This window comes from Nonomuraea sp. NPDC003727, from assembly GCF_053586935.1.
In genome coordinates this window covers 660221-684219 of record NZ_JBSFNE010000001.1, presented here as the reverse complement: position 1 = coordinate 684219, position 23999 = coordinate 660221, and the positions used below count along the sequence as shown (strand labels likewise).

The following is a 23999-nucleotide window of genomic DNA, read 5'->3' as shown; positions in this document are numbered from 1 at the left end:
GTCATGACTCCTCGTACGCTCTGTCGCCTGTGCCCCGCCGGTACCGTCCCTTCCTCCGGTAGGCGAGAAGGTTGCCCTCCTCGTCGAGGTCCACCTCGTAGAGGGCCAGGATGTCGCCGGCCGAGGGGATGCGGCGGTCCTCGACGACCTCGACCTCCACCACCCAGCCGTCCTCCGCCGGTTCCACCATCGTGACGCCCTCGGCTTCTCGCCCGGTCAGGTCGATGATGTGGCGCAGGCCTGCCTGGCCCGCCGACGCGGCCGTCATGTCACCTGTACGGCGCGCGGCGGGCCGGTCGTTCCGGTCTTCCTCGGGATGTGCGACCCTGCGCTTGGCAGGCACGAAGTCACCTCCCCTCCGTGTCATCGGGCGGGTCGGTGGCCTGGCCGGTGATCCGTAGCAGGACCCGCTCCATGGCCTCCTCCGCCTCCTCCTCGGAGATCTCGCCGGCGTCCCTGGCGTTCTCGATCTCCTCGAGCTCGCGCTTGGCCACCGAGGGGTCGTACAGCTGGCGGTCCGCCTCGTCCCGCAGCACCTCCGCGAGCTTGATCAGTCCTTTGAGCGGCGCGAGCGGAAGGCCCACGACCATGGTGAGCAGTCCCATCACCCACCACCCTGGCCGCCGCTCACGACGAAGTCGTAGGGCGCCATCGGCCCGAGCAGCCGCAGCTCGACCCGCCCGGCCCATTGCCGTCCGAGCTCCTCCACGGCCTGCGCCAGCTCGCCCTCGCGGTCGGTCTCGACGAGGAGCGCCACGTTCATGGCGTCCAGCTCGTGTGACGGCTCCCGGAGGGACGACATGACGACGACCGGCTGGACGGCTTCGAGCAGCGCCGCGGTGTCCGCTTCGCGTTTGGCGGTGACCGCCGTGTTGATCAGCTCGCCGAGCTGGATCCGCTGGTTCCGCGTGGCGTCCTCCGGCAGGCCGTGGATCTCCTTCCGGAGCCGCGCGATCTCGGGGTTCTCCTCGAGCACCTCGCCGAGCACCGTCTCCTCGGCGTAGCGGCCCTTCACCGCGAACTGCGCGCGTCCCTCCAGCTCCCGCAGCGCGGCGGCGAACTCGTCGTGATAGGGGGCCAGCAGTTCCTCGACCGCCGCGTCGCAGGTCGCCAGCACGGCGCCGAAGCGGATCGGCAGCACCGGCACCTCGGCGGCGGTCGCGTCGAGCAGTTGCTCGTGCGCGCGCAGGTCGTCGGGGGTGCCGAGCGGGCGGTCGAGGGTGATCTCGCTCACCAGCGCGGCCAGGTCGCCGTGCTGTACCGTGCGTATCCGCGCCTCCGCCACGCCCTGGGCCTCCGGGTCGACCTCCACGTCCGCGGGCACGATGCCGTAGAGGTAGCACCCGGTCTTCTGCTCGGTGGCAGGCTGTTCGGTCGTCTCGGTGGTCTGGCCCATGTCAGCCCTCCTCCCTCTTGCTCCCGCGCGACCGGGCAGGCTGGCGCTCCTCGTCGCGGTCGCCGACCAGGTCCTCCAGCCTCTTGCCGGCCGCCTCCAGCGAGGGGCGCTCGTCCTCCTCGGACGGCACCTGCTCCGCCTGCACCTGTTCGGCCTGGATCTGCTCCGCCGCCTCTTGCGGGCCCCCGCCTCCCGTCACGCTCTGCACGACCTCCGGAAGCCCAGGTTTTCTGGACTTGGTGAGATCCAGCCGATCCGTCGCCTCGGCGAAACGCAGATACGTGTCCACGCTCGCCACGACGATCCGCGCGTCGATGCTCAGGATCTCGATGCCGATCAGCGAGACGCTGACGTAGGCGTCGATGACGAGCCCTTTGTCGAGGATCGTGTCGACGACATCGGCCAGACTCGTTCCGGAAGGACGGCTGGTCACCCCGCCGCCTCCCGCAGGCTGCACCGTCATGCCCTGCCTCTTCCTTGGTGGTCGTTGCTTGCGTGGCCCGTCACTTGGTGCGCGTCGAGCCCGTCCTTCTGCGCGCCGGGGAGGACGGCTGGTCCTCCGCGGCCTCGCGGCGCCGCCGTACCGGACGCGCGGCGCCCGCTCCCGTCGACCGCTCCCTGGCGACGGCGGGCCGGGAAGCCTCCTCGGGCTCCTCTTCCTCCTCCTCGGCGGTCTCCCGCTGGGGTCCTTCCTCTTCTTCCTCCTCCTCTTCCTCGGGTTCCTCCTCCGGCTGTTCCTCCTCGGCCCTCTCGTCCTCGCGTTCCTCCTCGGGCTCTTCCTCGGGTTCCTCCTCGGCCCTCTCGTCCGCGGGCTCCTCCCGCTCCTGCTCCTCCTGGAGCGCCGTCTCGTGGTCCTTCACCACCTCGCCGTCGTGGATCTCGCCACGCCAGCCGTCGTCGGCCATCTCCTCGGGATGCAGCATCGTCTGCGTCATGACGTGCCGGACGAAGTGCTTGAGCTCCAGCCGTGCCCGCCGCCCCTGCGCGCGCCACATGTTCCCGACCCGCTCGACCACGCCCTGCGGGTGGTACTCGAGGACGAGCACCACGCGGGTGAGATCAGGGGTGAGCGCGTGGAAGGTCACCGCGCCGTCGACATATCCCTTGTTTCCCTCCGAACGCCAGATGATCAGCTTGTCGGGCACCTGCTCGATCACCTTGGCCTGCCACGTCCGATGCGACCAGAAGACCTGCGCCTTCCAGCTCACCTGCTCCTCGGACTCCTGCTCGACGCTCTCGACCTTCTTCATGAAGCCGGGGAAGTCCTGGAAGCGCGTCCACTGGTTGTAGACGACGCGCACGGGAGCGCCGACGTCGACGGATTCGACGATGTTGGTCATCTTGGGCTTGGCGCTCTTCTGGCCCGCCTTCCCGAGCTTCTGCCTCACGCCCCCGAGCTTCCGGCCCGTGCTCCCGATGCCGCCCTTGACGGCCTCAGTCGCCTTGGCCAGCCCGGAACCGCCGGGTTCCGACCCGGTGATGGCGCTGATCAGGCTTGTTCCGCCCCCCGCCGCGAAGTCGGTCAGCCGGCCGGCCATGCCCTCGACCTTGCCGGTCAGCGAAAGCAGCGCCCGCTCGGCCATGGCCTGGACGAGGTTCTGCATCTCCTGGGCGAGCCGGTCCGTGGGCACGGCCTGCGCGATCTTCTCCGCCACCTTCTCGGTGACTGCTGTCTTCGGCGCGGCCATCGACGTCACCTCCGCGTCCTGGAGACCGGCCGGACGGGACGCTGACGCCTCGGCGGTGGTGTGGGCTCCTCCTCAGGAGGCTCTTGTTCCTCCTCGTCGTAGGGCTCCTCGACGTAGTCGTACTCGTCCTCGTCGTACTGGTCTTCCTCGTCGGCCTCCGGGCCGGCCCGGCCGCCCGCGCCACGGTCCGTTGTCTCCTCCGCGCCGCGGCTCCTGCCCGCTCCGCCGGCGGTCCGCTCGCCTTCTCCGTCGCCGGTCTGCTCCTCGGCACCGGCCTGCTCGCCGGCGCCCCTGCCGCCGCCGGGCTGCCGCAGGGATTCGGCGCGGTCGTGCAGGCGCGAGCTCAACGAGTCGATCTGCCTGCTGGTCGCGGCCACCGCCGCGGCCTTGCCGACCTCCACCAGCTCGCCCCGCAGGCGTCCGGTCAGCTGTTGCAACTCGGGGCTTTCGCCGAGCAGCTTGCTCCCCAGCTGGAGCAGTCCGCCGCCGCCCTCGCCCCGAGTCATCCCGCTCGCCAGCCCGGCGGCCGCCAGCGCCATGGCCAGCCCCAGCTTGTGCCGCCGACCGAGGTAGTAGCCGGCGATCACAGCCAGCGCTACCCGTGTTCGGTCCTTCATGATGAGCGCTCCTTGCCGTTCCTGCCTCGACCTCGACCACCCGGCAGGGCCGCACCGGCGAAGCATCCGCTCGAACGGCGATCTGCTCCTGGAGGCGCCTCTCCCGAGCCGTGAATCGGTCCCCCTTCTGCCCCGAAAATCTGACAAACACGCATATAGCCGAAAAAGAGGTACAAACTTGACGATCGCTATCCGGCCTGGTGGGCGCCGGACACCGGCAGGTTCGTCGCGGAAGGGGCGGGCGGCACGGCGCGACCGGCGGCCGCGTCAGGCGGATCGGACGGCAGGCGCGGTGAGGCGGTTGCTGAAGCGGGCGAGCATTCCCGTCTGGGACGTTTCCGGGATCAGCCGGCCGAGCAGCGGCGGGATGCGCCAGTTGGCGGGGTTGCGCTTGGCCAGCCTCGATACCAGGGAGATGTGCGGGTAGCGGGCCTTCTCGTAGGCGCGCAGCCGTACCGCAGGGTCGCCGCCTCCGGCGAGCTCGCGGCCGAGCACCCACGCGTCCTCGAGGGTCTGGTTGGCGCCCTGTCCCAGGGTGGGCGGCATGGTGTGGGCGGCGTCGCCGACCAGGGTGATGCGGCCCTCTCCCCACACCGGGCGGACCTTGTTCCAGTGGTGGCCGAAGAACTCGAGGTCGTCCTCGGTGGCGGCGGCGAGCACCTCGGGGACGGGCGAGGCCCACCGCCCGAACCTGCGCCGCAGCTCGGCCAGCGGGGCGGCGGGCCGGGGGTCGGTGGGTGACCACCGCACGTCGAACCACCACTGCAGCAGACCGTCGCCGGCGGGCATGAGCCCGCACGCGCCCTCCGGCCCGGTGATCATGAGATGGCGGTGCGTGCCGGTGAGGTCGATGTCGATCGGGCTGAGGCCCTGCCACGTGCCGAAGGTGGCCGGCTGGACCGAGCCGTCGCCCCACAGGTGGCGCCGGACGGCCGAGTGGTGGCCGTCGGCTCCGATGAGCAGGTCTCCCGTGGCCGTCGACCCGTCGCTGAAGGTCACCGTGACCCGGTCGTCGTCCTGGCTCACGCCCTGGCAGCTCGTGCCGTAGCGGACGAGGTCGTCGGGCAGCCCGTCGCCCAGGCGTTCCAGCAGGTGCCGGCGGGGGATCGCCTGGGTGGCGAAGCCGAAGCGGCCGGCCGCGTGGGCGATGTCCATGCTGGTGCGCAGCCGCCCGTCGTCGGTCATCGCGTCGATCCTGTCGATGCGGGCGCCGACGCCGTCCAGGCTGATGCCGAGATCGTCGAGGACGGCATTGCCGTTGCTCCAGACGAGCAGCGCCTTACCTCCTGTCCGCCGGGCCGGAGCCTGCTCGTAAACCCGCACGCGGTGCCCGGCGGCCAGTAACGCGCGGGACACCGCGAGTCCGCCCACGCCGGCGCCGATGACAAGGATCTCCATATCTCCTCCAAATCGGAGTATCTCCGATATGAAGATATATCGCCGTGGAGTAGGTTGTGAAAGTGCCCCACAACCACCCGGGAGAGGCCGGGTTCCGCGAGTTCCTGATCGCGGTCCTCCTGCACAACGAGGCGGTCGCCGAACGGCTCGGCCTGCAACCGGCCGACGTCGCCGCCCTCATGCTGCTGGAGACGCGCGGACCGCTCGCCGTGGGGGCGATCTCCGATGAGCTCGGGCTGCCGTCCGCCTCGACCACCCGGTTGATCGACAGGCTGGAGAAGGCCGGCTACGCGCGCCGGGTGCGCGGGGAACGTGACCGGCGTACGGTCACCGTCGAACTGGTCGAGGGCGGCATGGACGATTACGACGCCGCCTGCGCGTCGTCCAGGCGCCACCTGGAGGCGGTCAGCCTGGACTACCGGCCGGAACAGGTCGGGGTACTGCTGGACATGTTCGGCCGCGTCGCCCAGGGCTATCGAGCGGCCGCCAAGGAACTGCGAGAGGGCGCGTCCTGAACGCCTGCCCGTCCTGACCGGCCCTTTCCCCGCGCGCGGGCGGGCAGGAGCCTGGTCAGGGCCGGCGGCGCCGGCGGCGCAGGGCCGCGCGGACGGCGGGGGCGTCGCTCGGCGCGCCCGCCTCGGCCGCCCGCTCGTCCCCTGACGCGAGGTGGCGCGCGAGGGACTCGACGGTGGCATGGGCGTAGAGGGTGGTCAGCGGGACGCGCCGGCCCAGGACGCTTTCGAGCCGCTGCTGGACCTTCGCCATGAGCAGCGAGTGCCCTCCCTGGTCGAAGAACGACCGCTCCCAGTCGACCTCCCGCAGGTCGAGCACGGCTCCCCAGGCGCCCGCGATCTGGGTGGCGAGCTCGGCCACGGGCCGCGGCAGGCTCGCCGTTCGCACGGGGGCGGGTCCGGGGCTCGGGTCCGGCAGGGCGGCGGTGTCGATCTTCCCGGTCGGGGTCAGGGGCAGGGTGTCGACCTGGACGATCACGGAGGGAACCATGAAGTCGGGCAACTCCTCGGCCAGCCGCTCGCGCAGCCCGGCGGCGTCGGCGCCCAGGACGTAGGCCACGATCTGGGGCTCGCCCCTGACCTCACGGGTGACGACGGCGGCCCGGGGCACCAGCGTGGCCAGCACGGCTTCGACCTCGCCCAGCTCGACGCGGTGGCCGCGGATCTTGACCTGCCGGTCGAGGCGGCCCAGGTAGGCGAGGCGGCCGTCGGGAAGCCACCGCCCGAGGTCGCCGGTGCGGTAGTACCGCATGCCGTCCGGATCGACGCCGAACCTGGCCTGGTCCCGTTCCGAGGCGCCCAGGTAGCCGGCCAGGTACCGGCTGCGGATGACGATCTCGCCCTCCGCCGGGTCCGGTCGCGGGGCACGGAGCTCGATCTCCACACCGTCCAGGGGCCGCCCGATGGGTACGACCGGGTCGTCGCCCAGGCCGGCGGCCGTCAGGTGGTTCTGCGCGACGAAGGAGATCTCGGTGGCCCCGTAACCGTTGACGAAGACGCAGGAGGAGGGGAAATGCCGTCGGAAGCGGTCGAGGTCGTGGCGGACGACCTCCTCGCCGCCCAGCACGACGACCCGGATGTCCGGCAGCACCTCGTCAGGGGAAAGGGAGTCGAGCAGATACCGGTAAACGGTCGGGGTCGAGTGATAGATCGTGACCGATCCGCTGACGAGGGCTTCCCGCAGCCGTCCCAGTCCGTGCAGCCGGAGGTCGACCGGCACCACGGCGGCTCCGTTGAGCAGCGCGGAGAAGCCGTCCGTCACGGCCATGTCGTAGCTGAAGGAGGAGACGACACTGATCCGGTCCGAGGGCCCGATACGCAGGTTGTTGGTATGCGTCCGGATCTGGAACAACGCTCCCCGGTGGCTCTGCACGACCCCCTTGGGCCGGCCCGTGGACCCTGAGGTGAACAGGATGTACGCCGGCGCGTCCGGGTCCACGGCGACGGGCCGGAAGCCCGGCGCCGGCGGCACCGAGGTGAGGTCGACGAGGTCGCCGTCGAGCACGTCCTTGTGCTCGGGCAGGGTCACGACCAGCTCCGGCCGGGCCAGCTCGGCCATGCGCTCCAGGCGTGCCCGCGGGTAGGCCGGATCGAGGGGCACGTAGGTGGCGCCGGCCGTGAGCACCCCCAGGATGGCGGCCACCATCCTGGGACCGTGACCGACCAGGAGCCCGACCCGGGAGGCCCCGTGCACGGCCGCGGCCACGGCCTGGACCTCCCGGGCGAGCTCGGCGTAGGTGAGCGGTCCCTCCTCGCCGAGCACCGCGACCCGGTCGGGATGCTCGGCGACGACGGCCCAGAACCGGGCGGCGATGGACTCCTCGAGCCAGTCCGCCCGGAACTCGCGATGCTCGGCGCGCATCGGGCTACCTTCCTCGCGCCACGCGCGGGATCGTGGTGGACGCGGGGGCCTCGGCGGCCTGCTGCTCCGCGCGGACCTGCTCGACCCTGGCGGCCATCTGGCGCACGGACGGGGCCTCGAAGAGCGTGCGCATCGGCAGCTTGACGCCGACCGCGGCCCGAGCCTGCGCGATCAGCTGGACGGCGATGAGCGAGTTGCCGCCGAGCTCGAAGAAGTCGTCGTCGGCGCCCACCTCGGGCACGCCCAGGATCTCGCTCCACACGCGGGCCAGCGCGGCCTCCACCTCGCCTTCCGGCGCGACGAAGTCCTCGGTCCTGGCCGCCGGGGCCTGGGCTTCGAGGCTCTCGCGGGTCAGCCGCTCCCGCCGGGTGATCTCGGCGAGCGAGGTCGCGCTGATGACGACCTGCGAACCGAGCTCGGCCGCGGCCAGCACGCGGAAGAACGCCTCGGCGCCGTCGGCGGGGCGGATGCCGGCGCCGGGCTGCGGGTCCCCGGCGCTCAGCGAGCCCGTCACCGCCGAGGCGTCGATGCGCCGCAGCACGAACTCCTCGATCTCCACGAGCACCGTGCCCGACTCGTCCATCAGGGTCAGGTCGGCGGTGACGACCTCGGCGCCGCCGTCGCCCCTGCGCTTCAGGTGGCTGTAGAAGCGGTCCGGCAGCGGCGACCTGACCAGCAGCCGCCCGTAGCTCAGCGGCAGGTAGGCGCCGCCGCCGTTGCCCCGGCCGAAGGACGTGGCCACGTCGAGGAGCGCGGGATGCAGGCCCCAGCGGCCGACCTCCTCCGCGACCTGCTCGGTGCCCTCGACGAAGGCGAGCTCCTCCTCCTCGGCCCGCCAGATGAGCTCGGGCGAGCGCCAGCGGGGACCGAAGGTCAGCACTCCGGCGTACTCGCCGTCCTGCTCGGCCACCGGCTCCATCCTGGCCTTCACCTCCGCCACGTCCACGGCCGCGGCGGGCGCGGGCCGTACCCATGCCGCCGCGCCCTGGGTGTGCAGCCGCCCGCCCGCGCGCACCTCGAAGGCCGTGCCGTCGGGGGCGTCGGGGAAGGCGACGACGAGCTCGGTGGTGGTGTCGTCGGGTACGGCGAGCGGCTCGAGGAAGACCACGTCGCGCAGTTCCACCGCGTGGCCTTCGCCCGGCGCCGGCACGACGGCCGCGAAGGCGGCCCGCGCGCATTCCAGCTGTCCGGTCGCCGGCAGCACGGGCACGCCGCCGATGCGGTGCTCGTCCAGCACCCAGTGGCTGTCGGCGGCCAGCGGCCCCGACGCCCTGCCGTCGGTACGGCTGCGCACGACCGGATGGTCGACGGGCGTGCCCCCTGCGACGGCGGCGGTGAGGCCGGTGGCGCCGCCGGTGAGCCCGGTGGCGTTGGCGGCCATGCCCACCTCGAGCCACGCGCCCCAGTTGAGGCTCAGGACGCGGGTGCCGTGGGCGGCGCGGGCGCGGGCGTCCAGGTACGCGTTCGCCGCGCAGTAGTCGACCTGGCCGAACCCGCCGCTGACGCTGGTGACCGAGGAGCACAGGGCGACGAAGTCCAGCCCCAGGTCGCCGAAGACGTCGAGCAGCGCGACGGTGCCGGCCAGCTTGGGGTCGAGCACGGCCTGCGCCACGGCCCGCTCCTTGATCTCGGCCATGCCGCCGCCCGGCAGGCCCGCGGCGTGCACGATGCCGTGCAGCCCGCCGTAGGTGGCCACCACCTCGTCCCTGACCTCGCGCAACCGGGCGGGGTCGGTGACGTCCGCGGCCAGGACGGTCACCTTGCCGCCCGCCTGCTCGATCCGTGTGATCGCGAGTGCGGCCCTCGGCGTCACCGTGCCGCCGCGGCCGAGCAGCACCACTCGGGCCCGCAGCCGGGTGCCGAGGTGCTCGGCGAGCGTGAGGCCGATGCCGCCCAGCCCGCCGGTGATCAGGTAGACGCCCTCCTCGCGCAGCCCCGAGTGGCCCGCGCCGCCGGCCAGCCGGACCGGCTGGAACTCGCGGACCCACCGGCGCCCGCCCCGCAGGGCCAGCACGTCGCCCGCCGGTTCCCTGCGCAGCTCGGCCAGGGCGCTCCCGGCGGGGGTGCCGCCGCGTCCGAGCTCGTCGGGCTCGAGGTCGAGGTGGCGCACCCGCAGGCCGTCGACCTCCAGCGGGACGACCCGGGCGATGCCCGCGACGAGCGCGTACTCAGGCCGGGTCACGTCGGCGCCGCCCAGCGGGTCCTCGGTGCCCGTGGTGAGGACGTCGAGGTGGACTCCGTCGGCCCGCTGCTCGGCGGCCAGCGCCTGGACGAGGGAGAGCAGGCTGAAGAAGCCGTGCTCCTGCGCCTGCGCGGGGTCGCTGTCCAGGGCCCAGGCGTGCACGATGCGCGAGGGCAGGGAGTCGCCGAGCGCCGCGACGAGGGCGTCGTAGTCGGCGCGCTCGCCGGGACGCACGGTGAACTCGCCGCCGCCCGTGTACTCCGTGCCGGGGCGGACGGTCACCACCTCGCCGCCCTCGGCCAGGATCGCCGCCACCAGCTCCTCGCCGCGCCTGCCGCTCACGAAGGCCAGGCAGCGGGTGATCGGCTCGCCGGGCGTGGAAGGCGCGAGCTGCTGCCACGCCGGGACCTCGAACCAGTCCTCCAGCGCCCGCGGGCCGGACGGCTGCGCGGCGGGCGTGGCCCTGCCCTCGCCCGGCGGGACGAACCGGTACTCCCGCTCGTAGGGGTAGCCGGGCAACGGCACCCTGCGGCCGGTCTCCTGGCCGTCCGCCATGGTGACCGGCACTCCCGCCGACCACAGCCGGGCGGCGGAGCCGTACAGGACGTGCAGGTCGCCGGTGCCCTCGGCGGGGCCGGGCAGGCTGGCGAGCGGCGGGAGCGCGTCCTTGGCGCCGCGCAGCTGCATGCGGGCGAGCCCGGTCAGCTGCTTGCCCGGCCCGCACTCCAGCATCACCCAGTCCTTCTCGGCCACCAGCCGGGCGACGCAGTCGCCGAAGCGCACCGGGCGGCGGATGTGCCCGGCCCAGTAGGCGGGGTCGACGGCCTGCTCGGCGGTGATCCAGTCGCCGGTCACGTTCGACAGGAACGGCAGGCGGGGCTCCTGGCGCGGCACGGACGCCACGAGGGCCTCGAAGTCGGCCAGGATGGGGTCCATCATCGGGGAGTGGAAGGCGTGCGAGGTGCGCAGCCGGGTGGCCTTGACGCCCTTGCCGTCGAGCAGTTCGGCGAACGCGGTGATCGCCTCGTCCGTCCCGGCGACCACGCAGGTGCCCGGGCCGTTCACGGTGGCGATGCTCACCCCGTCGACGAGCAGCTCGGCGATCTCCTGCTCGTCCTTCATCACCGCGAGCATCGAACCTGAGGGCATCGACTGCATCAGCCGCCCGCGGGCGGTCACCAGGCGCAGCGCGTCGGGCAGGGTGAACACCCCGGCGAGCGTGGCGGCGACGTACTCCCCGACGGAGTGCCCGATCATGCCCGAGGGCCGGACGCCGCGCTCCTGCCAGAGCCTGGCCAGCGCGTACTCCACGGTGAACAGCGCGGGCTGGGTGAAGCGGGTCTCGCGCAGCTTGTCGTCGCCGCCCTCGGCGAACATCAGCTGCCTGATGTCCTCGCCGAGCTCGGCGCGCAGCAGCTCCGCGCACTCGTCCACGGCGGCGGCGAAGGACGGCTCGGCCGCGTAGAGCGCGGCTCCCATGCCCGCGTACTGCGCGCCCTGCCCGGAGAACAGGAAGGCCACCTTGGGCGGGGCCCCGACGGCCGACCCGGCCGGGTGACGCTTGCGGTCGGTCAGCGCGCTCACCGCGCCCGCCACGTCGTCGGCGACCACGGCGACACGATGCCGCTGTTCCGGCCGGCCCACCCGCAGCGTGTGGGCGACGTCGGCGAGCGAGAGCTCGGGGTGCGCGTTGAGGTGGTCGGCGAGCTGGGCGCGCATGGCCTCCAGCGCGCTCTCCGTCCGGGCCGAGAGCCGCAGCAGGTGCGGGCCGTCGGCGCGCGTGGCGGCGGCGGCCGGCGGAGCCTGCTGGAGGATCACGTGGGCGTTGGTGCCGCCGATGCCGAAGGAGCTCACCGCCGCGCGGCGCGGGTCGGCCTCGTCGCCCTCCCACTTCGACGGGGCGGAGACCACGTAGAAGGGGCTGGAGTCGAAGTCGATGGCCGGGTTGGGCCGCTCGAAGTTGATGCTGGGCGGGATCAGCCCGTGCTCCATCGCGAGCACCGTCTTGATCACGCCGACCACGCCGGAGGCCTGGCTGAGGTGGCCGATGTTGGACTTCACCGAGCCGATGCCGCACCAGCCGCGATCGTCGGTGTCGCGCCGGTAGACCTCGCTCAGGGCGGCCACCTCGATGGGGTCGCCGAGGGCGGTGCCGGTGCCGTGCGCCTCCACGTAGCTGATGGTGCGCGGATCCACCCCGGCCACGCCGAGGGCCTCCACGATCACCTCGGTCTGGCCCGCGTGGCTCGGCGCGGAGAAGCCGATCTTGTTGCTGCCGTCGTTGTTGACGGCGTTCCCCAGGACCAGGGCGCGGATGTGGTCGCCGTCGGCCAGCGCGTCCTCCAGGCGCTTGAGCACGATCACGCCGACGCCGCTGCCCCAGATGGTGCCGTCGGCGCGGGCGTCGAACGGCTTGACGTGCCCGTCGGAGGAGGTGAAGCCGTCCATGGCCGGGTATCCGACGCCGTGCGGCAGCTCCACGCAGACCCCGCCGGCCAGCGCCATGTCGCATTCCCCGCCGCGCAGCGACTCGCACGCCAGGTGCAGGGCGACCAGCGAGGACGAGCAGGCGGTGGTCACGGTCATGGCCGGCCCGCGCAGGTTCAGCCGGTAGGAGACCGTGGTGGCGACGTAGTCGATGTTGTTGCCGATCGACATGCCGAGCTTGAGCGCGTTGCTGTCCAGGTCGGGGTTGGTCTGCAGGTTGAGCCACTGGTACTGGCTGGGCCCCGAGCCGCCGTAGACGCCGATGGCGCCGTCGTAGGTGGTCGGGTCGTAGCCGGCGTCCTGCAGCGCGGCGTGCGCCTGCTCCAGGAAGACCCGCTGCTGCGGGTCGGCCAGCTCCGCCTCGCGGGCGCTCATGCCGAACAGGCGGTGGTCGAAGCCCTCCATGTCGATCATGATGGGCGCGGCCCTGACGAAGGAGGTGCTGGCCAGCTGCTCCGGGGTCGCCCCTCTGGCGAGCTGCTCCTCGTCGGTGAAGAAGGTCACCGATTCCACCCCGTCGACCAGGTTGCGCCAGAACTGGTCGAGGTCGTTGGCGCCCGGCACGCGGGCGCTCATGCCGATGATGGCGATGGGCTCGGCGCCCGAGTCGTTCGACAACTCTGTCACTGTCTCCTCCTGCGCTTGTCCCGCAGCTGGCGGCGTGTGTCGGCACGCCGGTCGGCGCGGCTCAGTTCCGGATTCGCGGCCTCGCCGTCGAGGTGGGCGGCCAGCGCGCGTACGGTCGGGTAGCGGAACAGGTCGACGACCGTCACCTGTCGCCCGGTCAGGGCGGCCAGCCGGTCCCGCACCACGACGACGGCCATGGAGGTGCCGCCGACGTCGAAGAAGTTGTCGGTCGCGGTCACCTCGGCCCGGCCGAGCACGTCCCGCCAGATCCCGGCCAGCAGCCGCTCGGTGTCGGTGACGGGCTCCGCGCGCGCCCCGGCCGCCACGGGCTCGGCTCGTACGGCGTCGGCCGGGTCGTCGGCCACCCCCCGCGCGAGCACGTCGACGCCCCTCAGCTCGAAGCCGGCCGCGGGGGCGCCGGGGTCGGCCACGGCCTGGTCGAGCAGGTCGGCGAACGCCCGCAGCAGCAGCTCGATGCGTTCGGCGGCGTAGAGGTCGGTGTTGTAGACGATGTCCACCGCGTAGCGCCCGTCCCGCTCCACGACGTAGACCGTCAGGTCGAACGGGGAGCCGGCGGGCGCGGGCACGATGCCGGTGGAGCTCAGCCCCTTCAGCTCCAGCCGCGGCTCGGGGAAGTTGTAGACGTTGAAGAGCACCTGCACGAGCGGGGCCCGGCTCGGCTCACGCCGTACCGCCAGGGCGCCGACGATGTCCTCGATGGCGGCGCCGGGCCTGGCCAGCGCGTCGATGACCGCGTCCGAGCAGCCACGCACCCGCTCGGCGAAGGTGGCCGACCCGGCCGAACGCAACCGGATCGGCACGATGTCGACGAAGAACCCGATCAGGTCCTGGAACGCCTCGTGCCTGCGGTCCGCCGCCGGGGTGCCGACCACGATGTCGTCGCGGCCGGTGATGCGCCGGACCAGTTCGGCGAAGGCGGCCAGCAGCACGCTCGGGGTGGTGGTGCCCAGGCGTACCGCCAGCGCGCGGATGCCGGCGGTGGTCTCCGGCGTCAGCGCTGCCGTGGCCAGGGCCCCTGCATGGCTCTGCACGTCGGGCCGCGGGTTGTCCCTGGGCAGGTCGAGCGTCGTGGGAGCGTCGGACAGCGACCGGGTCCACCAGGCCAGGTCCTGCTCGGCCCGCCTGCTGTTCCGCTCCGCGCGCCACGCGGCGTAGTCGGAGAAGGTGGTCGGGGGTTCGGCCAGGACCTCGCCGACGTAGGCACGGGCCAGATCGTCGAAGAAGGGCCGCTGCGACCAGCCGTCGAAGACCGCGTGCTGGAAGGTCACCGACAGCACGTGGTCGTCCGGGCCGAGCCTGGCCAGCCTGGCCTGCCACAGCGGGCCGCGAGCCAGGTCGAAGCGATGGGCGGCGGCCTCGTCCAGCCAGGCGCGGAGCCGCTGCGCCTGGCCCTGGAAGTCGCCGTCCAGGGCCTCGACCTCCAGGTGCACGGGTTCGGGCGCGGACACCTCCACGCGGGGCACGCCGCCGGCGTCGGGCACCCGCCAGCGCAGCACCTCGTGCCGCGCGGCCACGGCGGACAGCGCCCGCTCCAGCGCCGCCACGTCGAGCGTTCCGCGCAGGCGCTCGGCGACCGCGATGTTGTAGGCGACGTTGCCGGGGGAGAGCCGCTCGAGGAACCACAGGCGCCGCTGCGACGCGGTCAGCGCGGGTGAGCTGCCGGAGGGCAGCCGTTCGGCCGCGGGCGGCGCGCCGTCCACCCGTGCCGCAAGCGCGCCGAGGGTGCGCGCGGCGAAGACGTCCTCCACCGCCAGCTCCCGCCCCAGCGCCTCGCGCAGGCCGCTGACCAGGCGCATGGCGCTGATGGAATGCCCGCCGGAGGCGAAGAAGTCGTCCTCCAGCCCGGGGGTCCGGCCGAGCACCCGCGACCAGACCTCGGCCACCGCGCGCTCGGTCGGCGATTCCGGCGGTGTGCCCCCGCCCGCGGGCGGCGCGTCGGGCACCAGCGCCAGCAAGGCCTGGATGTCGACCTTGCCCGACGACGACATCGGCAGGCTCGGCAGGACGAGCACCTCGGCCGGCACCATCACCTCGGGCAGCCGCTCCGCGCAGTGCTCCCGCAGCAGGCCGGGACTCGCGCCGTCAGCGGTGCAGAAGGCCACCAGCCGGAGCCCGCCCGGCCCCTCGACGGCCTCCACCACGGCATGCCCGACCTGCGGGTGGCCGCGCAGCACGGTCTCCACCTCGCCGATCTCCACGCGCTGCCCGCGGATCTTGACCTGGCGGTCGGTCCTGCCCAGGAACAGCAGGTTCCCGTCGGGCTGGCGCACCACCAGGTCGCCGGTCCGGTAGAGCCGCTCACCGCCGCCGCCGAACGGGTCGGGCAGGAAACGCTCGGCGGTCAGCCCTGGCCGGCCCAGGTACCCCCGGGCCAGGCCCACCCCGCCGATCAGCAGCTCGCCGGGCACGCCCGCCGGGACCTCCCGCAGCTCCTCGTCCACGACGTGCGCGCGGTGCCCGCCCTTGGGGACGCCGATCGGCAGCGGCCGGTCCCAGCTCCCCTCGGCCTCGAAGAGGGTGACCGCCACCGTCGTCTCGGTGGGCCCGTAGTTGTTGAGGAAGCGCGCGCCTGACCAGCGTTCCACCTGCTCCGGCCCCGGCGCCTCGGCCCCGGTGACCAGGGTCCGCCACTCGGGCAGACGTGCCGGCTCCAGCACGGGCAGCAGGGAGACCGGCACGCAGCCGGTCGTGATGCGATGCTCCTCGCAGAAGCGCTGCAGCCGTACGGGGTCGCGCCGGTCCGCCTCGCCCAGCAGCATGACGGTGGCGCCGGCGCCCAGGTGCACGAACAGGTCGTGCACCGACACGTCGAAGCCGAGCGAGGCGAAGGCGAAGCCGCGCGCGTGCTCGTCGAGGCCCATCACTTCGATCTGCCTGGTGGCGTACGCGCGCGCGCTCCGATGGCTGATCACCACCCCCTTGGGCGTGCCGGTGGATCCCGAGGTGTGCAGCACGTAGGCCGCGTTGTCGGGCAGCGCGGGGCAGTGACCCGGCGCGGCGGGCGGACCCTCCACCGGGACCACCCGCACCCCGTCGAACAGGCCGGCGGTGGACTCGTCGACCACGACGACGTCGAGGCCCGCGCTCCGGATGATCTGCTCCCGGCGCGCGGCGGGGCCGTCGGGGTCGAGGGGCACGTACGCGCCCCCGGCCAGCAGTACGCCGAGCACCCCGGCGACCATGCTGGGCGTGCGCCGCAGGCACACCCCCACCAGGCGTTCCGGCCCCATGTCCGGCAGCCGGGCGGCCAGACCGCCCGCCTGCTCGGCCAGCTCGCCGTAGGTGAGCACGTCCTGCCACTGCCGTACGGCCGGCGCCCACGGGCGGCGCGCGGCGTGGGCCAGCACCAGATCGGGCAGCGTCATCCCGCGCCTCCAGGAAGGGGATCGACCATGTGCATGCGCAGTTCGGTGAAGTAGCGGCGGCCCTCGGCGTCGAGCAGCCACGTCTGGTCGGGGGTGGGCAGCATCTCCGAGACCACCAGCCGCACGTCCTGCCCGGCGGTGAGGCGCGCCGAGCGCACCATCGAGCAGAGCAGGTCGGCGAAGACCGGGCTGGTGAGGTCGACGTACAGCGGCTTGATCTCCGTGGACAGCTTGACGAAGACCCGTTCGGGCAGGCCGAGCTCGCGCCGCCAGCGGCGTACGGCCAGGTAGCGGGCGCGCTCGCCGCCGACGTCGGTCAGCCCCGTCGCGTCGGCGGTGGTCCGCCAGGTCCGGCGGGCCACCACCAGCCGGTCGATGGTGATCCTCGGGGTGTGCTGGTTCGGTCCGGCCCCGACGAGCTTGAAGCCGTCCACCGCGTGCATGGACAGCAGTTGCGAGAAGACCTCCAGCAGCGGCCGGCTCCGGCCGTCGGGGGCGGTGGCGACCAGTTCCCCGTCCACCTCGCCGACCAGGACGCCCGTGGCGGGCATGAGCCGGTCGGGGTCCGCGCCGGGGGCGGCGGTCCAGGCCAGCTCGCTGTCGGTCGGGTGGTCCAGCGAGTACGACACGCGGCCGGTGTAGCGCGGCCAGTCCACCGGGTAGAGCGGCCTGACCCGGCCCGTTCCCAGGTCCTCGGCCAGCGCGTCGCGCAGGGCGCCGGGGTCGGGGTGGGCGAGGGTGAAGACGGAGCAGTCGAAGGTCGCCCAGGCCGCGTGCATCTCGCCCATGATCACCAGGTAGTCGCCGCGGTTGACCGCCTCGACGCTGTCGGCGCAGATCTGCAGGTCGGGGCTGTGCAGCCGGCCGGCGGACCAGCCGGGGCCGGTGGCGGCGAACGCGTCGGAGGCGGCCAGCTCGCGGGTGCTGAAGGTCAGCTCGGCGGTCTCCGGCGCCACGCTGTCCAGGCCGAACAGCTCCGCCCAGCGGCGGGCGAACTCCTCGGCTATGGCGTCGACGGGTCTGGGCCCGGAGCCGAACAACATGCCCTGGGCGAGGTACCACAGGTCGGACAGCAGCACCGGGCCGTCGGCGCGCAGTTCCTCGTACAGGTCCCGCAGCGCCTGGCCGTAGGCCGCGGCCAGCTCGGCCGTCAGCCACCGGGCGGCCCCGAGCATCAGCGCCAGCGGCTCGGCGATGCCGTCGAGCAGCGGCCCGCCCACGCTCACGGTCACGTCGCGCGTGGTGTCCTCGTAGACGAGACCGCGGCCGGCATACGTCTGGCCGGTCCTGCGGACCGAGCCGGCGCCGGTGACCTCGGTGAACACCGTGCTGAGCGCGTCCAGGGCGGCCAGCAGGGCGTCCGGGTCGCCGGCGGCGCGCGCGACCTCCCGCCTGGCCGACGAGAGCCGCTCCAGCCCCGCCTGGGCACGCTCGCGCACGGGCGCGTCCTCGATGCAGGACAGCAGCAGCCGCAGGCGCTCCTCGGCGTGCGGGGACTGCGGCAGGTCGCCCTGCCAGGTCAGCAGGCCGCGCTCGACCAGGAGGTCCAGCAGCAGGTAGGCGTCGCCTTCGGTGCGGATGCCTGCCTGTCCCGCCACCTCGCCGGCCACGTCCACCGCCCGGCGCCTGCCGTCGCACCGGGACAGCAGCAGAGCCTCGGCGGCCGACACCGGGACGGGCGGGTGCGCCGGCCGCCGTACCTGGCGGCCGTCCAAGGTCAGCTGGGGTTGCAGGGCGGGCGGCAGCCAGCGGCGCACCGCCGGATCCTCGGCCAGCTTCGCCGCGTACGCGCGCAGCGCCCAGTCCTCGAAGAAGACGCGCCGCTCCGACAGCAGCCGCTCGCCGGGCCGCACGCTCAGCGCGGGCTCGTCCTGCGTGCACCGCACCCAGGTCACCGGCCCGAAGAAGCCCACGGTCTCGTTCTTGGCGCTGTAACGCTGCCAGTACTTGACGGCGATGCGCTCGCGTTCGCGCCGCCTGCTGTCGCGACGCTGATCGGCCCCGCCCCGCGCCAGGGCGTCCAGCGAGACCAGGGCACCCCTGTTCTGCCAGGTGATCGCCTCGCGGAAGAGCGGATCGGCGGCGATCTCGCTCAGTTCCCTCGCGAGGTCGTGGCAGGCCTCCGCGAGGATCTTGTCGAAGTCGGCGTCCCCGAGCTCGCCCGAGAGCAGCGCGTCGGCCGCCCGCCCGCAGTCGGGGGCGGCCAGCCGGTCCAGGCCGTCGGCCGGGAAGCCGGTGCTGCGCAGCAGCGCCTCGCGCCACACCCACCAGCCGGTCTCGCCGAGCGGCATGCGGTGTCCACCCGTGCCGGTTCCGCTCATCCCCGCACCCTGTCCAAGATGTGATCCCGCCGCTCGCGCAGGAAGAAGTGGCCGCCCGGCTGGACGCTGAGGGTGAATCCGGCGCTCGTGTGCCTGGACCAGCCCCGCATGGCCGAGACGGAGACCGACTTGTCCTCGGCTCCGGCGAAGGCCTCGATGGGCACCCCGATCGGTGGCCCCGGCTCGTAGACGTACTCGTGCAGCCAGGTGAAGTCCGCCCGCAGCACCGGCAGCACGAGTTCGCACAGCTCCGGTTCGGCCAGCAGCTCCTCCGGCAGACCGCCGAGCTCGATGAGCCTGCCGAGCAGTTCCTCGTCGGACACCTCCGACAGCGCCGCCAGCGGTTCCACGAGGTCCGGGGGACGGCACGCGCCCAGGTACAGCCGCCGCGGCAGCCGCTCGCCCCGCCTGGTCAGCTCGCGGATCACCTCGAAGCCCAGCCTGCCGCCCATGGAGTGCCCGTAGAAGGCGTACGGGCGGTCGGCCCGGGCCGAGACGGCGTCGGCCAGCTCCGCGATGTCGAGGTCGAAGGGTTCGGAGAAGCGGCCTTCCCGTCCGGGGAGGACCACGGGTAACACCTCGAGCTCCGGTCCCGCCGCCGCGGCCCAGCCCTGGAAGGCTCCCGCCCCCGCGCCGGCCCACGGCAGGCAGAACAGCTGCCTGGGCGCCGTGGGCCGGGGCTGCGGGGTGGAGAACCAGCGGTCGAGCGAGCTGGTGTCGGGTCTCATGATCGGACCTCCTCCCGTTGGAACGGATAGGCCGGTAGCGAGACGATGCGGCCGCCCGGCGGCGGCCAGGCGGGCCCGCCGCCGTTCACCCAGGCGGCGGCCGCCCGCAGCAGGTCCTCGGGAGCGTCGTACGGCAGGCCGCCGCGTCCCCCTGCCGGGTCGTGCGGCGGGGTGACAGGTTCGGCCAGGTCGCGCAGCCCGGCGACGGCCTGGGTCAGGTCGCGGCAGACGATCGCCGCCCGGCACGCGAAGGCCCGCCGTCCGGCGGTCAGCGTGTGGGCGACGTCGTCCAGGTCCGTGCCGGGAGCCGCCTCCAGGTGGTCGGCCAGCCGCGTGCGGGCCTGGCGCAGCGCCTCGGGCGTCCTGGCCGAGACGGGCAGGACGCGCCAGCCGGCGGCGGCCGGGCGCGGCGGGCCGGCCGGGGCCTGCTCGACGATCACGTGCGCGTTGGTCCCGCCAAGGCCGAAGGAGCTGACCCCGGCCCGCCGGGTCTCCGCGTCCCACGCCACGTTCTTGACCGGCACGTAGAAGGGCAGCGAGGCGAAGTCGACGTCCGGATGGGGCCGCTCGAAGTGGAGGTTGGCCGGGATGACGCCGTGCCGTACCGCCAGCACGGCCTTGATCAGCCCGGCCGCGCCCGCCGCCGTGTCCAGGTTGCCGAGGTTGGTCTTGACCGACCCGAGAGCGACGGAGGCCGGCGGCAGCGGTTCGCCGGAGAAGGCCTGGGCCAGGGCGGTGAGCTCGATCGCGTCCCCGACCGCGGTGCCGCTGCCGTGCGCCTCGACGAAACCGATCGCGGCGGGCGGCAGCCCGGCGTCCGCCAGCGCCTCGGCCACCACTCTCGCCTGGCCCTCCAGCCCGGGGGCGGCGAACCCGGCGCGGCGGGCGCCGTCGTTGACCACCGCCCAGCCCCTGAGCACGGCGAGGACCCGGTCCTGGGCCTCGACCGCGTCCTCCAGGCGCTTGAGCGCCAGCACGGCCACACCGCTGCTGTAGGCGCCGCCCTGGCCGGCGGCGTCGAAGGCGCGGCAGCGGCCGTCGGGCGAGACCAGGCCGCCGGGCGTGTGCAGGAACCGGGGCTCGGTGACGCTCACGCCGCCCGCGAGCGCCAGGTCGCAGCGGTAGTCGAGCAGGTGCTGGGCGGCCACGCACACCGCGGTGAGCGAGCTGGAGCAGGCGGTCTGCACGGCCATCGCGGGGCCGGTCAGCCCCAGGCGGTAGGCCGTCTGGGCGGCCAGGTAGTCCGGCGCGAAGCCGGGGACCAGCGGCTCGTCCGGGTCGCCGGTGAACTGCCGGTAGAGGAAATGCCTGTTGACCGAGGCTCCGCCGAAGACGCCGATCAGCCCGTCGAAGGCCGCCGGGTCGCAGCCCGCGTCCTCCAGGGCGGCCCAGGACTGCTCCAGGAAGAGCCGCTGCTGGGGGTCCATGGCGGCGGCCTCGTCCATCGGCATGCCGAAGAACTCGGCGTCGAACGCCGTCACGTCGGGCAGCCGCCCGCCGGCCCGCACGTGCGCCGGGTCGGTCAGCAGGCGCTCGCCCACCCCGAGCGCGCGCAGCTCGGCCTCGGTGTGGTCGTGCACGGCGTCCACACCGTCGAGCAGGTTGCGCCAGAGCGAGGCCACGTCGGGAGCGCCGGGGAAGCGCCCGGCCATCCCGACGACGGCGATCGCGTCTTCAGGGAGCGACATCAGCGGCAGACCACCGCGGCGACGTCCTCGACGTTCGCCACCTCGGTCATCGCCTCGAGTTCGAGCGGCACGTACTCGGCCGAGGTGTAGCGGCCCGACCCGTGCACGACCACGTCCCGCCAGTCGTCGGCCAGGCCGCGGTCCACGGCGTTGAGCACGCCCGTCATGGCCATGACCAGGGACCATTCCCTGAGCTGCCGGAAGTCGGCGGGCAGCTCGCAGCCGGACCCGGCGAGCAGTTCGCGCACCTGCGGATAGCGGGCCACGCACTCGGCCAGCGAGACCACGATGCCGTCGCCGCCGGCCCGCTCGATGATCGCGTTCATCGCGGGGGACGTGGCGGGCCGGTGGGTGTAGAAGGTCGGGTCGAGCACCTCGTCGGGGTCGTAGGTCACCTGGGGGAAGCGCGGGTCGGACGACTGCCGGTAGAGCCCGTCGAGGGCCTGGTAGGCGGGCAGGTTGGCGCGTTCGAAGTCGCCGTGGCGCAGGTTGAGCACCATGTCGGGGGTGCCGAGATGCTGCACGAGCAGGCTGGCCGGCCGGTGCTCAGGGCTCGAGGCCCCGGAGTGCTCCAGCACGTCCCGGCCACGGTGGTAGCCGAGCAGGCCGAAGGCGCTGGACACCGCGTGCGCGTGCAGCCGGGGCCCCGTGACGGGGGCCGCCGCGTGTTCGAAGTACGCCCTCGCGGTGTCGGCCACCAGGTAGTTGGCCAGGTCCAGCGAGTACCAGAGGTTCTCGCCCCTGGCCCGCAGGTCACCGGCGAACTTGTCGGCGAAGGCCCGGCCGAGCGCCTTGACCTGCTCAGGCTCGGGCCCGCTGTAGATCAGCATCGGGTTGAGCGCGCGCAGCGCGGGATCGGTGGACAGCCGGCTGGAGCGGAGCTTGGCCAGGCACGAGCGGGGCGCCAGGATCACCGTGCGCAGCTGGTCGGGCTCGACCAGGCCGGCCTCGATCGCGCGCAGCACCGCGTCGCGCAGCGCGACGCCCTTGTTGGCCGAGGTGGGCGAGAAGATCGTGACGGCTTCGCCGTACCGCCTGATGTACTCCACCGCGCGCGCGACGATCAGCAGCGAGGCGAAGGTCTTGGTGGTTCCTGTGGCGGGGTTGCCCGTGAGGTCGAGCAGGGTCAGCCGGTGCTCGCCGTAGGCGCCGAGCGGCTGCCAGCGGGCGGTGGCCACGGACAGGAAACGTTCCACGTCCGCGTCGAGGGCGGGCAGGTGGTAGCCGGGGGAGAAGCCGGTGTCGGACCTGACCGGCTCCAGGTCGTCGACGCAGGCCGCGATCGAGGCGGGGAGGCGGTCGTAGTAGTCGATAAGCAGGTTCGCTGCGTGCATCGTCGGGCGCACCTCGTTACGGGTTGTCGGCGGGGCTGGGTGAGTCTGCGGGCAGGTCGCGGAGCCGGTCCCGGAGCTGGGCGAACGCCTTGGTCACGGGCGCCAGGTCCGCGACGTGGAAGCCGTCGGCGAGATCGGGGGCGACCCGCGCCAGCTCCTGCTGGGCGGCAGGGCCGAAGGTGACGCGCGTCCCGTCCACGACCACCCCGTCCTGTACGGCGGAGCGCTGGTTGAACGCGACGGCGTCGGCACGGTCCACTCCGGGCGGCAGGCGCAGGCTCAGCCGGCCGGCCGCGAGCCGTACCGGGTAGCCGCCCGGCAGTCCGAGCGGGCCCGGCAGCGAGGTGTCCAGGTCGCCGCCGGTGAGCAGGCAGCCCAGCACGCGGGCGGCGGTCAGGCCGGTGACGTGGTTGAGCTCGGTTCGGGAGGTGGCCCGCTGGCCGGCCAGCAACGTGCCGACGTCGGCGAGCGGGCGGCCCTGATGCCAGGCCCGCGCCTCGGTCTCGGGGGAGGCCGGGGTGTACAGGTGCGCGTGGTGTGCGAGCACCTGCAGCTCTCGCTGGTCGGGCAGGCCGAGCGCGGCCTGGAGGCTGGCGGCCAGCAGGCCGGCGTTGCCGATCCCGCACAGCACCTGGGTGCCGCCGGCGGCCAGCACGGGATTGACCGCGTCGGGGAAGCAGGCGTTGACGAACCACGAGCCGGGGCAGGCCGAGGCGAGCGCCTCGCCCGCGCGGACGGCGGACTCCGCCTGGAAGGGCAGCGTGAGCCCGAAACCTCCGCGCCGCAGCAGGGCGGTCCATGCCGAGGGCGCGCTGAGCGACTCCCAGGGGGACTGGCTGGAGGCGGCCAGCAGCACGCCCGCCGGAGCGGCGGCCGCCAGCGCCTCCGCGAGGGCGTCCTCGCTGGAAGGGTCCGCGGTCTGGGGGCGGAAGCTGACGCCGGTGCCGGACAGTGCGGCTCTGGCCATACCGACATGGCATAGATCGGCGGTACGGGCCGGGTCGCGCCCGATCACGGTGACATGGGCCGGCGGCCCGATCACGGCCAGGGCGTAGCAGACGGCTCTGGCCAGGCCGCCGGTGCCGATGACCGCCAGCGAGGGCCGGGTGGTCATGCCGTTCGGGTCGTCTGCAGGTAGGGGAGGGAGCTGTGCACCGCCATGCTGGACTGAACCTCTCTCCGCACTGGGTGAGCGCGGAATGAAGGAGAACCCCGTAAAACGGACGTATGGTCTGTTGCCGCCCAAGTCGTGGTGACGAGTTTGGGCCCGGCCAATATTTCACCGAGCCTCGGGGCGGTGTCAATGCACGATTCTTGTCATGAACACTGTCAGTGATCGTTAGGTGCTGTTCTTCCGACATGTCTTGACTCGCCGGGCGCCCATCTACTTCAATCGGCGACGCTTCTGTGAAAACGACTACAGGGGCTGTCAGAGCCGGATAAGGTGCGCTGCTGCTCCATTACGGGCCGTAACTTGCCAGATTTTGCGGCCCAAAGTCCCACATTGTTCTTTGGCGTGTCGGGCAACCCCTGGCGCCGCGAAAGGGAGTAGGCGGATCCATGCCCAGTGGCGACTACAAGGTAGTGATCAACCACGAAGAGCAATACTCGATCTGGGCAGCCGACCGCCCCTTCCCGGCCGGCTGGCGCGAGGAAGGCTTTTCGGGCGACCGTAAAGACTGCCTCGAGTACATCGACAAGGTGTGGACGGACATGAGGCCCCGCAGCCTGCGCGAGGCCATGCAGGAGTACGAGCGGGCCGAATAGCGTGAGC

General features: G+C 73.2%; 17 protein-coding genes. 2 read left to right on the top strand and 15 right to left on the bottom strand.

Annotated elements, in window-relative coordinates; genetic code table 11:
* Window position 1: 1 nt before the first annotated feature.
* The 7 genes from gvpO to ACWDLG_RS03345 all read right to left on the bottom strand — a co-directional run bounded on the left by gvpO (window position 2) and on the right by ACWDLG_RS03345 (window position 5099).
* Entirely contained in the window at window positions 2–343 is a 342-nt protein-coding gene (gvpO, locus tag ACWDLG_RS03375; RefSeq protein WP_449915513.1) for a gas vesicle protein GvpO, read from the bottom strand.
* Between the two features lie 4 nt (window positions 344–347).
* Window positions 348–605, bottom strand: coding sequence for a gas vesicle protein GvpG (locus ACWDLG_RS03370; RefSeq protein WP_449915511.1), 258 nt, complete (start codon window positions 603–605; stop codon window positions 348–350).
* Entirely contained in the window at window positions 605–1396 is a 792-nt protein-coding gene (locus ACWDLG_RS03365) for a GvpL/GvpF family gas vesicle protein (protein WP_449915508.1), read from the bottom strand. Before ACWDLG_RS03365 ends, ACWDLG_RS03370 begins: the two co-directional genes overlap by 1 nt.
* Before the next feature lies 1 nt (window position 1397).
* Complete coding sequence (gene gvpJ / locus ACWDLG_RS03360; protein ID WP_449915507.1) at window positions 1398–1859, bottom strand: gas vesicle protein GvpJ; 462 nt, start codon at window positions 1857–1859, stop codon at window positions 1398–1400.
* Window positions 1860–1899: 40 nt separating this feature from the next.
* Complete coding sequence (locus ACWDLG_RS03355) at window positions 1900–3084, bottom strand: SRPBCC family protein (protein WP_449915504.1); 1185 nt, start codon at window positions 3082–3084, stop codon at window positions 1900–1902.
* 5 nt (window positions 3085–3089) lie between these two features.
* A complete protein-coding gene (locus tag ACWDLG_RS03350) occupies window positions 3090–3701 on the bottom strand; it encodes a hypothetical protein (RefSeq protein WP_449915503.1) in 612 nt (203 codons plus the stop codon).
* Window positions 3702–3968: 267 nt separating this feature from the next.
* A complete protein-coding gene (locus tag ACWDLG_RS03345) occupies window positions 3969–5099 on the bottom strand; it encodes an FAD-dependent oxidoreductase (RefSeq protein ID WP_449915500.1) in 1131 nt (376 codons plus the stop codon).
* A 56-nt stretch (window positions 5100–5155) separates the two neighbouring features.
* On the opposite strand from ACWDLG_RS03345, the gene ACWDLG_RS03340 reads away from it, so the two are divergent.
* A complete protein-coding gene (locus ACWDLG_RS03340) occupies window positions 5156–5614 on the top strand; it encodes a MarR family winged helix-turn-helix transcriptional regulator (protein WP_449915498.1) in 459 nt (152 codons plus the stop codon).
* Window positions 5615–5669: 55 nt separating this feature from the next.
* On the opposite strand, the gene ACWDLG_RS03335 is transcribed toward ACWDLG_RS03340, so the two are convergent.
* Genes ACWDLG_RS03335 through ACWDLG_RS03300 form a run of 8 tightly spaced genes read right to left on the bottom strand, consistent with a single transcriptional unit; the run spans window position 5670 to window position 23339 of the window.
* Complete coding sequence (locus tag ACWDLG_RS03335) at window positions 5670–7472, bottom strand: AMP-binding protein (RefSeq protein WP_449915496.1); 1803 nt, start codon at window positions 7470–7472, stop codon at window positions 5670–5672.
* A 4-nt stretch (window positions 7473–7476) separates the two neighbouring features.
* Window positions 7477–12768 carry an SDR family NAD(P)-dependent oxidoreductase gene (locus tag ACWDLG_RS03330; RefSeq protein ID WP_449915494.1) on the bottom strand — a complete coding sequence of 1764 codons (5292 nt, stop codon included), beginning with the start codon at window positions 12766–12768 and terminating at the stop codon, window positions 7477–7479.
* Window positions 12765–16154 (bottom strand): amino acid adenylation domain-containing protein, encoded by a 3390-nt coding sequence (locus tag ACWDLG_RS03325; RefSeq protein WP_449915492.1) that lies wholly within the window; start codon window positions 16152–16154, stop codon window positions 12765–12767. Before ACWDLG_RS03325 ends, ACWDLG_RS03330 begins: the two co-directional genes overlap by 4 nt.
* Window positions 16151–18475 (bottom strand): lantibiotic dehydratase, encoded by a 2325-nt coding sequence (locus ACWDLG_RS03320; RefSeq protein WP_449915490.1) that lies wholly within the window; start codon window positions 18473–18475, stop codon window positions 16151–16153. Before ACWDLG_RS03320 ends, ACWDLG_RS03325 begins: the two co-directional genes overlap by 4 nt.
* On the bottom strand, window positions 18472–19203 hold the full coding sequence (locus tag ACWDLG_RS03315) for a thioesterase II family protein (protein ID WP_449915487.1): 732 nt from the start codon (window positions 19201–19203) through the stop codon (window positions 18472–18474). Before ACWDLG_RS03315 ends, ACWDLG_RS03320 begins: the two co-directional genes overlap by 4 nt.
* Window positions 19200–20891 carry a beta-ketoacyl synthase N-terminal-like domain-containing protein gene (locus ACWDLG_RS03310; RefSeq protein ID WP_449915484.1) on the bottom strand — a complete coding sequence of 564 codons (1692 nt, stop codon included), beginning with the start codon at window positions 20889–20891 and terminating at the stop codon, window positions 19200–19202. The genes ACWDLG_RS03315 and ACWDLG_RS03310 overlap by 4 nt, the downstream gene beginning before the upstream one ends.
* On the bottom strand, window positions 20891–22225 hold the full coding sequence (locus tag ACWDLG_RS03305; RefSeq protein WP_449915481.1) for a DUF6002 family protein: 1335 nt from the start codon (window positions 22223–22225) through the stop codon (window positions 20891–20893). The genes ACWDLG_RS03310 and ACWDLG_RS03305 overlap by 1 nt, the downstream gene beginning before the upstream one ends.
* Before the next feature lie 16 nt (window positions 22226–22241).
* Window positions 22242–23339, bottom strand: a complete 1098-nt coding sequence (locus ACWDLG_RS03300) for a hypothetical protein (protein WP_449915479.1) — start codon at window positions 23337–23339, stop codon at window positions 22242–22244.
* Window positions 23340–23785: 446 nt separating this feature from the next.
* Between ACWDLG_RS03300 and ACWDLG_RS03295 the strand changes: the two genes are divergently transcribed.
* Entirely contained in the window at window positions 23786–23992 is a 207-nt protein-coding gene (locus ACWDLG_RS03295) for an MbtH family protein (protein WP_354923334.1), read from the top strand.
* Window positions 23993–23999: the final 7 nt, after the last annotated feature.